The sequence below is a fragment of the Streptomyces sp. NRRL B-1140 genome (assembly GCF_001280065.1).
In the GTDB taxonomy this organism is placed as follows: Bacteria; Actinomycetota; Actinomycetes; order Streptomycetales; family Streptomycetaceae; genus Streptomyces.
The window spans coordinates 35692-49690 of the sequence record NZ_LGEA01000094.1 but is presented as its reverse complement, the minus strand read 5'-3'; the positions used below and the strand labels follow the sequence as shown (position 1 = coordinate 49690).

Annotated in this window: 16 protein-coding genes; 8 read left to right on the top strand and 8 right to left on the bottom strand. The window is 72.5% G+C overall.

Going from position 1 to position 13999, the window contains the following annotated elements; genetic code table 11:
- Positions 1-18: 18 nt before the first annotated feature.
- From ADK65_RS16185 to ADK65_RS16170, 4 genes are all read right to left on the bottom strand, one after another.
- On the bottom strand, positions 19-1365 hold the full coding sequence (locus ADK65_RS16185) for a PP2C family protein-serine/threonine phosphatase (protein WP_053670855.1): 1347 nt from the start codon (positions 1363-1365) through the stop codon (positions 19-21).
- 413 nt (positions 1366-1778) lie between these two features.
- On the bottom strand, positions 1779-2867 hold the full coding sequence (locus ADK65_RS16180; protein ID WP_053670854.1) for a C40 family peptidase: 1089 nt from the start codon (positions 2865-2867) through the stop codon (positions 1779-1781).
- 195 nt (positions 2868-3062) lie between these two features.
- Entirely contained in the window at positions 3063-3881 is an 819-nt protein-coding gene (locus tag ADK65_RS16175) for a hypothetical protein (protein WP_053670853.1), read from the bottom strand.
- Between the two features lie 30 nt (positions 3882-3911).
- Positions 3912-4328, bottom strand: a complete 417-nt coding sequence (locus tag ADK65_RS16170; RefSeq protein ID WP_053670852.1) for a CPCC family cysteine-rich protein — start codon at positions 4326-4328, stop codon at positions 3912-3914.
- A 243-nt stretch (positions 4329-4571) separates the two neighbouring features.
- Here ADK65_RS16170 and mshA point away from each other — a divergent pair, with 243 nt between their 5' ends.
- On the top strand, positions 4572-5909 hold the full coding sequence (gene mshA, locus ADK65_RS16165) for a D-inositol-3-phosphate glycosyltransferase (protein WP_053670851.1): 1338 nt from the start codon (positions 4572-4574) through the stop codon (positions 5907-5909).
- The gene (locus ADK65_RS16160) at positions 5902-6411 is read left to right on the top strand and encodes a YbjN domain-containing protein (protein WP_053670850.1); all 510 of its coding nucleotides are present in this window, start codon (positions 5902-5904) and stop codon (positions 6409-6411) included. Before mshA ends, ADK65_RS16160 begins: the two co-directional genes overlap by 8 nt.
- On the opposite strand, the gene ADK65_RS16155 is transcribed toward ADK65_RS16160, so the two are convergent.
- Complete coding sequence (locus ADK65_RS16155; protein ID WP_078955995.1) at positions 6408-7286, bottom strand: helix-turn-helix domain-containing protein; 879 nt, start codon at positions 7284-7286, stop codon at positions 6408-6410. The genes ADK65_RS16160 and ADK65_RS16155 overlap by 4 nt on opposite strands.
- Before the next feature lie 49 nt (positions 7287-7335).
- On the opposite strand from ADK65_RS16155, the gene ADK65_RS16150 reads away from it, so the two are divergent.
- Together ADK65_RS16150 and ADK65_RS16145 are read left to right on the top strand one after the other, a co-directional pair.
- Positions 7336-7773 carry a DUF2000 domain-containing protein gene (locus ADK65_RS16150; protein ID WP_053670849.1) on the top strand — a complete coding sequence of 146 codons (438 nt, stop codon included), beginning with the start codon at positions 7336-7338 and terminating at the stop codon, positions 7771-7773.
- Positions 7774-7889: 116 nt separating this feature from the next.
- Complete coding sequence (locus tag ADK65_RS16145; RefSeq protein ID WP_234352888.1) at positions 7890-8597, top strand: hypothetical protein; 708 nt, start codon at positions 7890-7892, stop codon at positions 8595-8597.
- Between the two features lie 41 nt (positions 8598-8638).
- On the opposite strand, the gene ADK65_RS16140 is transcribed toward ADK65_RS16145, so the two are convergent.
- Positions 8639-9058 (bottom strand): nuclear transport factor 2 family protein, encoded by a 420-nt coding sequence (locus ADK65_RS16140; protein ID WP_053670847.1) that lies wholly within the window; start codon positions 9056-9058, stop codon positions 8639-8641.
- A gap of 149 nt (positions 9059-9207) precedes the next feature.
- On the opposite strand from ADK65_RS16140, the gene ADK65_RS16135 reads away from it, so the two are divergent.
- Entirely contained in the window at positions 9208-9543 is a 336-nt protein-coding gene (locus ADK65_RS16135) for a DUF6233 domain-containing protein (protein WP_053670846.1), read from the top strand.
- A gap of 277 nt (positions 9544-9820) precedes the next feature.
- Positions 9821-10381, top strand: coding sequence for a GNAT family N-acetyltransferase (locus tag ADK65_RS16130; protein WP_053670845.1), 561 nt, complete (start codon positions 9821-9823; stop codon positions 10379-10381).
- A gap of 100 nt (positions 10382-10481) precedes the next feature.
- On the opposite strand, the gene ADK65_RS16125 is transcribed toward ADK65_RS16130, so the two are convergent.
- Positions 10482-11750, bottom strand: a complete 1269-nt coding sequence (locus ADK65_RS16125; RefSeq protein ID WP_053670844.1) for an MDR family MFS transporter — start codon at positions 11748-11750, stop codon at positions 10482-10484.
- A gap of 181 nt (positions 11751-11931) precedes the next feature.
- On the opposite strand from ADK65_RS16125, the gene ADK65_RS16120 reads away from it, so the two are divergent.
- A complete protein-coding gene (locus tag ADK65_RS16120) occupies positions 11932-12693 on the top strand; it encodes a phosphoglyceromutase (RefSeq protein ID WP_053670843.1) in 762 nt (253 codons plus the stop codon).
- Between the two features lie 152 nt (positions 12694-12845).
- Here ADK65_RS16120 and ADK65_RS16115 read toward each other — a convergent pair whose 3' ends face one another.
- Positions 12846-13091: a hypothetical protein gene (locus tag ADK65_RS16115; RefSeq protein ID WP_053670842.1), complete on the bottom strand. Its 246-nt coding sequence runs from the start codon at positions 13089-13091 to the stop codon at positions 12846-12848.
- 159 nt (positions 13092-13250) lie between these two features.
- On the opposite strand from ADK65_RS16115, the gene ADK65_RS16110 reads away from it, so the two are divergent.
- Positions 13251-13874, top strand: a complete 624-nt coding sequence (locus ADK65_RS16110; protein WP_053670841.1) for a DinB family protein — start codon at positions 13251-13253, stop codon at positions 13872-13874.
- Positions 13875-13999: the final 125 nt, after the last annotated feature.

Below are 13999 nucleotides of genomic sequence, written 5' to 3'. Positions count from 1 at the left end.
CCCGGTCCCTGCCCGGATCTACGGCACCCGGTCCAGCAGCAGGACCGCCACGTCGTCCGTCAGCTCGCCGCCGTTGAGGTCGCGCACCTCGTTCACCGCCGCCCGCAGCAGCTTCTCGCCCCGCAGGCCCTCGGCGAACTGGCGGCGGATCATCTCCGTCATGCCGTCCTGGCCGAGCCGCTCCCGGCCCCGGCCGATGTGTCCCTCGATCAGGCCGTCGGTGTAGAGCATCAGGCTCCACTCGGCGCCCAGCTCCACCTGCATGCGCGGCCAGCGGGCGCCGGGGAGCAGGCCGAGGGCCGGTCCGTTGTTGTCGTACGGCAGCAGACGGGCCGGCTTGCCCGGGCGGGCCAGCAGCGGCGACGGGTGACCCGCCAGGCACAGCCCGGCGCGCCGGCCGTCCGGCGCGATGTCCACCGTGCACAGGGTCGCGAAGATCTCGTCGTCGGCCCGCTCGTGCTCCAGCACCTGCTGCAGCGTGCCCAGCAGCTGGTCGCCGCACAGGCCCGCCAGCGTCAGCGCCCGCCACGCGATCCGCAGCTCCACACCGAGGGCGGCCTCGTCCGGGCCGTGCCCGCAGACGTCGCCGATCATGGCGTGCACCGTGCCGTCCGGTGTGCGGACCACGTCGTAGAAGTCGCCGCCGAGCAGCGCGCGCGAGCGGCCGGGGCGGTAGCGGGCGGCGAACCGCAGCGAGGAGCCCTCCAGCAGCGGCGTCGGCAGCAGGCCGCGCTCCAGGCGGCGGTTCTCCTGTGCGCGCAGCCGGCCCTCGGCGAGCCGGCGCTCGGCCGACTCGGAGCGCTTGCGCTCCACCGCGTAGCGGATCGCCCGGCTCAGCAGCCTGCCGTCCAGTTCGTCGCGGAAGAGGTAGTCCTGCGCACCCACGCGCACCGCCTCGGCGCCGCGCTCGGCGTCACCGGAGGCGGTCAGCGCCAGGACGGCGTGCCGGGGCGCGAGCTCCAGCACGTGCCGGAGCACGGCGAGCTCGTCCGCGGAGTCGCTGTGGCCCGGCGCGGGCAGCGCCAGATCCAGCAGGATGCAGTGGACGTCGTCGGTCAGCAGCCGGCCGGCCTCCGTCAGGTTGCGGGCCGTGCGGACGCGGATCGGCTTGCCGGCCTGGTCGAGCATGTCCGGCACGATCGGCGAACCGGCCGGGTCGTCCTCGATCAGCAGCAGCGTCAGGTTGGTGTGGGCGGTGTTGTTCTCCACCTTGTCCGTGCTGTTCCCGGCGGTGTCCGGCGTGCGGCCGGCGGGCGAGGCGTCCTTCGCGGACTCCTCGGCCGAGCCGCCGCGCGGGGACGCGGCCTGCGCCTGACCACTCTCCGCGGCCGGGATCGCTCTCTGCCGCGGTATGGGTACGGGCATCGTCTTGGGTTCCTTCCCTCCCCCCGAGGGCACGGTGGGGCGAGGGACCTCGACCCACCGAGCGGGACCATAGCGGGTGTCGGCGCCGCATTGGAATGGTGTGAGCCACGCCGCTGTGCCATCGGCCGGTGTCATATGCCGCGAAATGCGCAGCAGTTGGACAGCTCGGAGATGCTGCGGGGATGACGAACGTCACGTCAGCGCACCGTTTGTTCGGGGCGAGGCGTGCGGTGGGTCACGTGGGGCGGGTCACCATGGATGTCCGATAACCGGTGCGCGGCGCCTGATTGGCCGGTGGGCGGCGCCCGGCCGGTCCGGTGTGAAGGCGCCCGGTTGGGTCCGGTGCGCGGGCCCCGGTTGGCCGGTGTGCGGCCCTCGTGGTCCTTCGTGCGGCCCTCAGGCGCTGCCCGCGCTCAGTCGGCGTCGGTGTCGGCGTCCGGTCGCACCACCCCGAGGATGGGCATGGTCCCGGCACCCGCGATGGTCACGGTCCGCCCGGGGCGGGGCGCGTGCACGATCGCCCCGTCGCCGATGTACATGCCGACATGGCTGGCGTCGTCGAAGTAGATGATCAGGTCGCCGGGGCGCATGTCCTGGATGTCGATGTGCCGCAGCCGCTTCCATTGCTCCTGGGAGGTGCGCGGGATGCCGCGCCCGGCGGAGATCCAGGCCTGTGACGTCAGCCCCGAGCAGTCGTAGGTCCTGGGGCCCTCGGCGCCCCACTGGTACGGCTTGCCGATCTGGGCCGTGGCGTACTTCACGGCCTTCTTGCCCTGCTCGGAGGCCTTGCCGTCGATCTCTTCGAGGATGCCGGAGCCGAGCCAGGCGGTCTGCGCCCGGTTCGCTGCCTCCTTCTCCAGCTCGGCGAGGCGCTCCTGCTCCTCCTTCTGCAGCTCGGACTCGAGCTTCTCCGCCTGCGCGATCTGCTTCTCGATCTTCTTCTGCGCGGCGGCCTTGGCCTTGCGGCCCGCCTCCAGCTTCTTCAGCTGCGCGGCGGCGTCCTTGGCGTACTGCTCCAAGTCCGCCTGTGTGCGGGTCAGTTCGCCCAGGAGGCCCTTGGTCGCGTGGTGGCCCTCGCGGACCCGGCCCGCGCCGTCGAGGAAGTCCTGCGGGTCGTCGCTCAGCACCAGATGGGCCTCGGGAGGCAGGCCGCCGCCGCGGTACTGGGCGGCGGCCGCGGCGCCCGCGCGGTCCTTGAGCTTCCTGAGCTTCTCCCGGCCCTTGACGATCTTCTTGGCCAGGGCGACGACTTCGGCGGACTGCTTGTCCGCCTTCTCGTCGGCGGCGTTGTACTCGTCGGTGGCGCGGCCCGCGGCGCGGTAGAGCCGGTCGAGCTTCTTGCGGACGGCCTCGAGGTCCTTGGCGGGTGCGAGTGCCGGGCCCGCGCTGGGGGTGGGGGAGGGGGTGGGGTTCGCGAACGCCGTGCCCGGTGCCGCCAGCACCGTGACCGCGCAGACCACGGCCACCGCGGTCGCCATCAGGCCACGCCTGCCCGTTCCCATACCTCAGCCCCCAAACTGATTAACCATCAGTAACTTGTGGTTTGCCTGGGATGCTGCCACGTCGGCTCGGAAAGCGACAGAGGCAGTACTTCCCGCCACTCCGGCGGCGGTATGCCCCGGCATGACGATCTCCCCGTCAGTGTGACGAACGACTCACGGAGATCGTTCCAACGGGCCCTGCCGGGACGGGAGCAATCAGGCGCCCGGGGTCAAAGCGTCCCAGCGCACCGTCACTTCGCCCTGCCGCCATCGCGCCGGCCCGTCCGCCACCGGCCAGTCGGCGGTCAGGTCCCGTACCGCGCGGATCCAGCGCTGCCGGGCGCCGTAGGAGGCGTAGGGCGCGGCGGCGGCCCAGGCGCGGTCGAAGTCGCGCAGGAAGGCGTGCACGGGCTCGCCCGGGACGTTGCGGTGGATGAGCGCCTTCGGCAGGCGCTCCGCCAGGTCGGAGGGGCGCTCCAGCGAGCCCAGCCGGGTCGCGAAGGTGACCGTGCGCGGCCCCTCCGGGCCGAGTGCGACCCATACGTGCCGGCGCCCGATCTCGTCACAGGTCCCCTCGACCAGCAGCCCGCCGCGCGAGCCGGTCGCCGGGTCGGCCGGAGCCAGCCGCGCGCACAGCCGCCGCCACACGGCGGCGACCTCGCCCTCCTCGTACTGCCGCAGCACGTTCGCCGCGCGGACGAGAAGGGGCCGCTGCGGGATCGGGATCTCGAAGCCGCCGTGCCGGAAGGCGAGTCCCGCCCGCTCGTAGGGCAGTGCCGCCGCGACCCGGGCCGGGTCGATCTCGACGCCGACCACACGCGCGCGGGGCGCGGCCGTACGCAGTCGCTGCAGCAGCTCGACGGCCGTCCAGGGGGCGGCACCGTACCCGAGGTCGACCGCCACCGGGTCGGCCGCGCGGCGCAGCTCGGCGCCGTGCGTGGCCGCGATCCAGCGGTCCATGCGGCGCAGCCGGTTGGGGTTGGTCGTCCCACGTGTCACCGTGCCGAGGGGGCGGGTGGCGGCGCGGGGTGTCATGCGTACGAGGTTAAGCGCCCGCCGTCCCTGTCAGGGGGCGAGGTGCCGCCGCCAGTAGGTGGGGCGCCAGTAGTACAGGACGGTGAGGTCGTCGGGCATCGGGTCGTGGGCAGGTCCCTGCTCGAACGGGTCCCGGTCCGGGTCGGCGGGCCGGAAGCCCGGGTCCAGCGGCTCGTCGTCCAGCGGCGGCCGTACGCGGCGCCGCATCTCCTCGGTGACCGCGCCGAACCGCCGGTAGTTGCCCTGCGCCTCGATCAGGCTCAGCCCGTGGTTGGGGCCGAAGCCGGCCGTGGGGTGGCGGAGCTGGAAGGGGTCCTCCTCCCAGTAGCAGACCGGGCAGATCTCGTAGGCCCACAGCTCGCCGAGGGTGCGGTGGCCGCAGCAGGGGCAGGGGAGGAGTTCCTCGGGCGGAGGCGGAGAGGCGGGGCGGTGTCGTGCGCCTGTCATGCCCGTGAGGGTAGGGGACCCGGGGGTTCGGTGCCGGTCATTTCCGGGGCCGCGACCGCTGTGACCCGGCCCCGTACGCCCCGAACCCGACCCGTCCCCATCGTCGAACGGTTGAGCGACAAGCGGTAATGATTCGGTAAAACTGCCGAATCGGGAAATGGAGCGCCACACTCCGGTGTTGCACCCCGTCGGAGGGCACCGTGCGCCCTGCGAAGGCATGTCCGGAGCGAGGAGGAACGCCACGTGAGCCAGTACATCGGCAGGCTCGGCAGGCGCTCCGCGTCGTCGCCGGCCCGGCTGCGGCTGCACCGCAGGCCCCGCCGCGTCGCCATGCTCTCCGTGCACACCTCGCCCCTCCACCAGCCCGGGACCGGCGACGCCGGCGGCATGAACGTCTACATCGTCGAGCTCGCCCAGCGCCTCGCCGCACACGGCATCGAGGTCGAGATCTTCACGCGCGCGACCGCCGCCGCCCTTCCGCCGACCGTCGAGCTGGCCCCCGGCGTCCTCGTCCGGCACGTCGACGCCGGCCCGTACGAGGGCCTCAACAAGGAGGACCTCCCCGCCCAGCTGTGCGCCTTCACCCACGGCGTGATGCAGGCCTGGGCCCACCACCGCCCCGGCCACTACGACCTGGTCCACTCCCACTACTGGCTCTCCGGCCACGTCGGCTGGCTCGCCGCCCAGCGCTGGGGCGTCCCCCTGGTGCACGCCATGCACACCATGGCCAAGGTCAAGAACGCCAACCTGGCCGACGGCGACACCCCCGAACCGGCCGCCCGCGTCATCGGCGAGACCCAGATCGTCGCCGCCGCCGACCGCCTCATCGCCAACACCACCGAAGAGGCCGACGAACTGGTGCGGCACTACACGGCCGAGCCCGACAAGGTCGCCGTCGTCCACCCCGGTGTGAACCTCGGCCGCTTCTCGCCCGCCGACGGCCGTGCCGCCGCCCGGGCCCGTCTCGGCCTGCCCCAGGACGCGCTGATCCCGCTCTTCGCCGGCCGCATCCAGCCCCTGAAGGCCCCCGACGTGCTGCTGCGTGCCGTCGCCGTCCTCCTCGACGAACGCCCCGAACTCCGCTCACGCATCCTCGTGCCCGTCGTCGGCGGTCCCTCCGGCAGCGGCCTCGCCAAGCCCGAGGGCCTGCAGAAGCTGGCCGCGCGCCTGGGCATCGCGGACGTCGTACGGTTCCGCCCGCCGGTCGGCCAGGAGCAGCTCGCGGACTGGTTCCGCGCCGCATCCGTGCTGGTCATGCCCTCCTACAGCGAGTCCTTCGGCCTGGTCGCCATAGAGGCGCAGGCGGCCGGCACCCCGGTGCTCGCGGCGTCGGTCGGCGGCCTGCCGATCGCCGTGCGCGACGGGCACACCGGCTTCCTCGTCCGCGGGCACGACCCGGCCGACTACGCGCGCGTGCTGCGCGACTTCGCCGACGACCCGCGGCTGACGCCCCGGCTGGGCGACCAGGCGGCCCGCCACGCCCAGTCCTTCGGCTGGGACACGGCGGCCGCCGCCACGGCGGACGTCTACACGGCCGCGATGCAGGCACACCGCCGTCGCGTACGCTCGCTGCATGGGTGAAACCGATCAGGAACAGCGTGCGGCACAGGTCATCGAGGGAGTGCTGAAGGACGCCGACCTGGAGTGGGAGAGCCCCGAGCGCGGCACCTACGTCGCCCAGCTCCCGGGCACCCGCAAGCTGAAGACGACGCTCTCCCTGCGCGTCGGCCGCCACTCCCTGTCGCTGAACGCCTTCGTCATCCGCCACCCCGACGAGAACGAGCAGGGCGTCCACCGCTGGCTCCTGGAGCGCAACCTCAAGCTCTACGGCGTGAGTTACGCCGTCGACCAGCACGGCGACGTCTACGTCACCGGCCGCCTCTCCCTGTCCGCCGTCACCCCCGACGAGCTCGACCGCCTGCTCGGCCAGGTCCTGGAGGCCTCCGACGGCGCCTTCAACACCCTGCTGGAGCTGGGCTTCGCCTCGGCGATCCGCAGGGAGTACGCGTGGCGGGTCTCGCGGGGTGAGCCGACCCGCAACCTCGACGCGTTCGCCCACCTCACCCAGCGGCCCGAGCGCTAACCCGACCTGTACCGCCCGGGCGGCACCCCCACGAGCTTGCGGAAGTGCCGGGTGAGGTGCGACTGGTCGTAGAACCCGGCCGCCGCCGCCACCTCGCCCGGCGCGTGTCCCTCCAGGAGGAGCCGCCGGGCGCGGCCCACGCGCAGGGACGTCAGGTACTGGTGCGGGGCGATGCCGTAGGCCGTGCTGAACGCCCGGACCAGGTGGGCGGGATGCGCGCCGAGCAGCCCCGCGGCCTCCCGCAGGACGACGCCCTCGGTGATCCGCTCGTCGAGCAACTCGCGCAGCCGCCGGGCGAGTACGGGATCGGCCGGCCGGGCGGCGGCGGACTCGTTCCGCAGATGCCCGCGCAACCGCTCCCCGACGAACAACAGCCTGCTCTCGGCCTCCAGTTCCTCACCGGGCCGCCCCAGCGCGCCGTGCACCTGGCCCACCCGCCGCCGCAGCAGCGGATCGCGCAGATCGGGCCGGTCGACGGCGGCCCCGATGAACTCGTCCCCGAGGTACGTCCCGTCGAGGTACAGCACCCGCTTGCAAAAGCCCTCGGCGGTGACGGGCGAGCCGTTGTGCGGCACGTGCGGCGGCAGCAGCGTCACGGTGTCGTGCGGGGTGCCGTGCTCGTGCCGGTCGAGGTCGTACCGCACGGCGCCGGTGTCGACGATGAGCAGCGTCCAGGAGTCGTGGACGTGCATCGGATACGCGTACTCGGTGAACCGCGCGTGGAAGACCTCGACGACACCCTCGACGGCGGGCCGCCAGGCGGAGACGATCCGGGAGGGTCCGGAGACGGTCCGGGAGGACTCGGAGACGATCCGGGAGGGTCCGGAGACGGTCCGGGAGGACTCGGAGACGGTCCGGGAGGGCTCGAAGGCCATGCAAAGAACGTACAAGACCCCGGCGGGGACCGGCGGGCACGCTCGGAGCATGGACAACGAACCCGCCCCGGAGCCGATCCGCTTCGACACGAAGATCGCCGTGCTGCTGCGCGCGGACCTGGAGCCCTGGCAACGCCTCAACGTGACGTCGTTCCTGGTCAGCGGCCTCGGAACGCAGACTCCCGAGGTGATCGGCGAACCGTACGAGGACGCGGACGGCGTGCCCTACCTCCCCATGTTCCGCCAGCCGGTCATGGTCTTCGAGGCCACGAAGGAGACCCTGACCACCGCCCACACCCGTGCCCTCTCCCGCGCCCTGCCCCGCGCGGTCTTCACCTCCGACCTCTTCGCCACGGGCAACGACCGCGACAACCGCGCCGCCGTGCGGGCCGTGCCGACCGCGGACCTGGACCTCGTGGGGCTCGCCGTGTACGGCCCGAGGAACGCGGTGGACAAGGTGGTGAAGGGGGCGCGGATGCACCCCTGAGCCGGGGAGCCGGGTCGGCGGACGACCAAAGTCGCGGGGGCGTAGACCAACGGCTGACGACAGGGCGGACGGCTGATCAGGAGACTGGCCGTATGGAGGAAGCCAGGAACGTTCCCATGCGGAAGGGCCCCCGGGCGCAGACGGGCCGGCCGGCGGAACTCGCCGAACCGGCGTGGGCCATCGTGCTGTTCTGCGTGGTCTGCGGTGCCGTGCCCGGGGCGCTGCTCCCGCTCCTCGCCCGTCTGCTGCTCGCCCTGCCGTGGGCGCCGCTCGAGGGCCCGGCCGAACTGCTGACCTCCGTCCCGGAACCCGCCCTCACCCTCGGTACGACCGCGGTGGGTGCGCTCGGGGGACTGCTGCTCGGCTTCACGGCGGCGCACGAGTCGCTGTCCGTCCGCGTCCACCACACCCACGTGACCCTGGCCGTCCGGGGCGGAGTCCAGGACTTCACCCGCGACGAGATCTCCGCGTGCTTCCGGGACGGCAAGCAGCTCGTCCTGCTCGGCCCGGACAGCCTGGAACTGGCACGGGAACCCTGTGGCCTGAACTGGCGGCGCCTCGCGGACGCCCTCACCGCACACGGCTACCCGTGGGAGCAGGAGGACCCGCACCGCGCCGAGTTCCGCCGCTGGGTCCCCGGCACCCCCGGCCTGCCCACGGGCGCGGACGCGCTGCTGCGGGCCCGCGCGCAGGCCCGCACGGGGGAGGGCGGCGCCGAGGAAGCCCGGGAGCTGCGCGGGGAGCTGCTGCGGCTGGGGGTGGTCGTGCGGGACGAGGACCGGCGCCAGTACGTCCGGGTCGTGCGGGGTGAGGGCAGGGGGTGACATCGCCGCGTCCTGCTCGGCCACGCACCGGGCATCCGGGCTCAAGGCGTGCAGGCCGCGGCGATCGACACGCTGTTCTCGTACAGGTGGTGCCGGGTGATCCGCCCGTTCTCGACCGTGAGCCGCAGCGCGAAAGGCCCCGCGAAGGGCTTGCCGGTGGCCCGGACGGTCCCGGACAGATGCCCCATCAGCACGGCGTCCGTCCCGTCGACGAGAAATGTGTCGACGGAGGCGCGGGCGTCCTCGGGAACGGTGTACCGGGCCAGCTCATCGGCCTGCGCCGCACATTCGGCGGCGGTGGACCGAGGCCGGATCCAGGGCACGGCGGGGTTCTCTGCGAGCATCCAGTCGACGGTGTCGGCGAAGAGAGCCGTCAGCCCCTCGGTGTCACCGGCGAGCCGGAGTTCGAGGAACTTCCGGACGGTGGAGCGGGTGGCTTCGGCGGTGTCGGCAGGTGTCATGGACGCCAGCGTGCCGGGGGACGCCGGTCGCGTCGATTACCTCGGAGGTAGCCTCCGCACGCCGCCTGGCGCCGGGGTGAGGCGCGGTACCCGAAGGCCGTCGGGGGTGGGGTGGGCCGGGAGAGCACCCTGCTCCTAGAATCGAACGCATGAACGACCCAGAGTCGCGGCTCGCGCTGCTCCGCTTCCTGGAGCGCGTGCAGGAACGCGACCTGGCACGCACCCGCCGGTGGATCGCGGACGAGGAACGCCGCCAGACCGAACACCGGCGCGGCCTCCTGGCCCGGCCCCCCGCCCCGGACTGGCTGATCGAGCACGGCCTGTCCGGACGGGAAGCCGTGTACGTCCATGCCGGCGGCTGCTGGAACGCGGGCCGGCGCAGCAAGGGCGTCGACCGCGACCACGCCCGGCAAGCCCTCGCCGAGGGGGTCAAGGCCTGCCCGCAGTGCCGGCCGGACACGGAGCTCGGGTTCGTGGACGGGTAGGGCGGCCGGTTGTGGCGGGGCGTGGTGGGCGGCCTCTCGGAAGGGTGGGAGGCCGGGGCGCCGACGCCCGGGGCCGTTGTCAGTACCTCGCGCTAGCGTCGTCGACGCGCGGCCGGCTTCCGGGGGTTCCAGCTCTGCAGGGAATGGTTGCTATCCCCGATCTGTCCGGGGGCGGCCCGGAGAAGTCGTCCGGGACCCAACCGACGGTCGGGCTTCGTCGATGGCCAGGAGGAGACCTGCCAGCGCCGGCCGCGCACCCCTCGAGCATGATGCAGGTATGTCTGCGAACCAGCCCGCGACCCCGTCCGCGAACGAGCCCCCGGGGGCACCGGCCGTCACCCGGCTCTCCCGCTACACGACGACCGATCAGGACGAGATCCTCGGCAGCGGCGAGGACCCCTTCGGTGTTGCCGAGGCCGGTCTGACCTGGCTCCCCAAGGAGGAACACTTCGGTGTCCGGCTCGACGGCCGGCTCGTGGCCCACGCGGGTCTGCTGCGACTGTCGGTCGCGGTCGAGGGGGAGAAGACCGAGGTGATGGGCGTGGGCGGAGTGGCCGTGGCGCCCGGCGTACGGGGACGGGGCCTGGCCCGGCTCGTGCTCGCGGCGGCCCTCGACCACGCTCGCACGCAGGGCCCCCGGCACGCGCTCCTGTTCTGCCGGCCTCCCCTCGTGCCGCTGTACCAGCGCCTCGGATGGCACCCGCTCGACACGGACGTACTCGTCGAGCAACCCGGCTCCCGCGTGGTCACCATGCCGCTGCGCACGATGGTGACGCCCCTGCACGACGACGCGCACTGGCCCCCGGGGCGGGTGCGACTGCACTCCCTGCCGATGTGACGGGCCGAGGGGGTACGACGTCGCGCGTCTCGCCGGCACGGTCACGCCAGGACACGGTCTCCTGCCGGGGCGGCCATCGCACCCGGACGCAGGCCCCGCCTCACCCCGCGCCGACCTCGGGCTGCGGCCGTACGCCCACCGGCGGCTCGGCCACCTTCTCCTCGTCCGGCAGGCTCCGCATCAGCACGGCGTACCCCGCTCCGGCCACCGTCCCCACCACGGCGCACAGTCCCCACAGCCACGCCGCCCCGAACCGGTCGATGACGAACCCGGACAGCAGCGGGGCGACGAGGGCGGCCACCGACCAGGACATCGTGTACATGCCCTGGTAGCGCCCGCGCCCGTGCACCGGGGACAGCCGTACGACGAGACCGGTCTGCGTCGGCGCGTTGACGATCTCCGCCAGGGTCCACACGCACACCGTGAGCGCGATGACGCCGAGGGACCCCGCGAAGGCGGTGAGCGCGAAGCCGTACCCCGCGAGGACGGACGAGACGATCAGCAGCCGGCGGGGGTCGCGGTGTTCGATGAAGCGGGTGACCGGGATCTGGAGGACGACGATCATCACGCCGTTGACGGCGATGGCCAGGCCGTACTCGGCCGGGGAGAAACCGGCCTCGCCCATGGCCACCGGCAGCCCCACCGACCCCTGCTGGAAGACCAGCGCGACGAGGAAGGACAGCCCGACGACGCTCATGAACCGCCCGTCGCGCAGCACGGTGCGCAGGCTCACGGAGTCGTCCCGGACACCCGCCGTCACCACCCCTTCGGCCGGCTTGGACTCCGGCAGCCGCAGGAAGACGAGGATCGCGCAGACCAGCGTCATCCCCGCCTCGATCAGGAACCCGGCACGGTAGCTGACCTCGGCGATGAACCCGGCGGCCATGGAGGAGACGGCGAAGCCGAGGTTGATGGCCCAGTAGTTGAGGGAGAAGGCGCGGATGCGGTCCTCGGGCCGGACGATGTCGGCCATCATCGCCTGCACGGCGGGCCGCGAGGCGTTGCTCGCCATGCCGACGAGGAAGGCGACACCGGCGATCGCGACCGGGTCGCTGACGAAGCCCAGCAGTGCGACGGACGCGGCGGTCGAGGACTGCGCGATCAGCAGGGTGGGCCGCCGGCCCAGCCGGTCGGTCATCACCCCGCCGCCCAGCGAGGAGACCACTCCGCCGAGCCCGTGCAGGGCGGCGACCAGACCGGCGTACGTGGCGGAATAGCCGCGGTCGAGGGTCAGGTACAGCGCCATGAACGTGGCGACGAAGCCACCGAGGCGGTTGACGAGCGTGCTGGCCCACAGCCACCAGAACGCGCTGGGGAGGCCGGAGACCGTCTCCCGGACGGCGCGTCGGGCACGCAGGGCGTACGGCATGAGTCCCCCGGAGGCAACAGGCGTGGATGGCGCGTGTAAGTAGCGCTGGCGGCATGCGCAAGTTACAAGGGAAGTTACAAGCGGGCGGTTGACGGGGGCCACTCAATTAACAGATCCCGTCAAACGTCCGCCTGCCGGGCGGCCACGCGAACGGGCGAAAGCGTGGATTACGCTCTGGGGCATGGCCGACGCACCGTACAAGCTGATCCTCCTCCGCCACGGCGAGAGCGAGTGGAACGCGAAGAACCTGTTCACCGGCTGGGTGGACGTGAACCTCAACGAGAAGGGCGAGAAGGAGGCAGTCCGCGGTGGCGAGCTCCTGAAGGACGCCGATCTTCTCCCCGACGTGGTCCACACGTCCCTCCAGAAGCGCGCGATCCGCACGGCCCAGCTGGCCCTGGAGGCCGCGGACCGCCACTGGATCCCGGTCCACCGCTCGTGGCGCCTGAACGAGCGCCACTACGGCGCCCTGCAGGGCAAGGACAAGGCCCAGACGCTCGCCGAGTTCGGCGAGGAGCAGTTCATGCTGTGGCGCCGGTCGTACGACACCCCGCCCCCGCCGCTGGACGTCGACGCCGAATACTCCCAGTTCTCCGACCCGCGCTACGCGACCCTCCCGCCGGAGCTGCGCCCGCGCACGGAGTGCCTGAAGGACGTCGTCGTCCGCATGCTGCCGTACTGGTTCGACGCGATCGTCCCCGACCTGCTGACCGGCCGCACGGTCCTGGTCGCGGCCCACGGCAACTCGCTCCGCGCCCTGGTCAAGCACCTCGACGGCATCTCCGACGCGGACATCGCGGGCCTGAACATCCCCACGGGCATCCCGCTCTCCTACGAGCTCGACGCCGACTTCAAGCCCCTGAACCCGGGCGGCACGTACCTCGACCCCGAGGCGGCGGCAGCGGCGATCGAGGCGGTCAAGAACCAGGGCAAGAAGAAGTAGGGTCCGTGAACGTGCCTCCCACCTGTACCCACGGTGCGGGCGGGAGGCCTTTTCGTGCTCGGCGACCTTCCTGGAACCTCAGCAGCCGACCGGTCAGGGCAGCCGAGCGGCACCTGTGAGGCACCTGCGGTCGGACCGGGTCATGGCCACCGCTATTTCACGTTGTGGGAGAGCAGGTCGTGGGAGCACTTGGCGCAAACGTCGCCCCTGCCCGGGGTGTACCCCGGGCAGCCGATGCAGGCCAGGCAATTGAGTGCGCCCGCCAGTCCCACGCTCTCCAGACGGGACCTGGCCCTGCTGCGCACCTCGGCGACCTGAGGGTGCAGCTGTGCGAGGTCGTCTGCGTTCTCTTTGAACGCCTGCTCCTGCGCATCGGTCACATGCGTGTGGAGAGCCACTGTCTTCCCTCGTTTCACTGGAGAAGCGTGCGCCTGCGTTCATTGTCACCTGATATGGGCAACGGAGCATCCGTGCGCACAGCACCCTCACGACGCAAAGATCGGCTGACCTCCCGATATTCGGTGGCGGCCCCGCCCCGCCCCGGCCACCATGCCCGCATGGTCTCAGGCGAGCACACCGGCGAAGCAGTGGCGGCAGCGGACACGACTCGGTGGACGCGGGCGACCGTCTACCCCGACATGTGGGTCGACCCCGACGACGACCCCCGCGAGACCGGTGAACAGCCCGCCGACGAACGCGGCATCCTCCTCGACTACCTGCGCAACTACCGCCTCACCTTCGAGATGAAGTGCGCGGGCCTGGACGCCGAGCAGATGGCCCGGCGATCCGTCCCGCCGTCCACGATGTCCCTGCTCGGGCTGGTGCGGCACCTGACCGAGGACGAGCGGCACCTCCGCCGGGTGATGGCAGGCGAGGACGCGCCGAAGCTGTACCGCACGGAGGACGACCGGGACGGTGACTTCAACGGTGCCGTCGCCGACCAGGCGGTCGTGGACGAGGCCTGGCGACAGTGGCGTGCCGAGACCGAGCGCACCGACCGCTTCCTGGCCGGCGTCACCGACCTCGCCACCCGCAACGCGGGCCACTCCGATTACGGTCCCGAGCCCGGCGGGCAGATCCAGCTGCGCGACATCCTGGTCGCGCAGATCGCGGAGTACGCCCGGCACTGCGGCCACGCCGACCTCCTGCGCGAACGGGTCGACGGCCGCGTCGGGCAGTGAGCACCCTCGGCCGGGCCCCTCGGAGACGCTGCCGGAAAAACTTCCGCCGCGATGTCGAGAACCCGCGTCCGGCTCCGTCCCCGGGGTGAAAGCGGCCAAGATGGCCGCACCGGCACCGAGGAGGA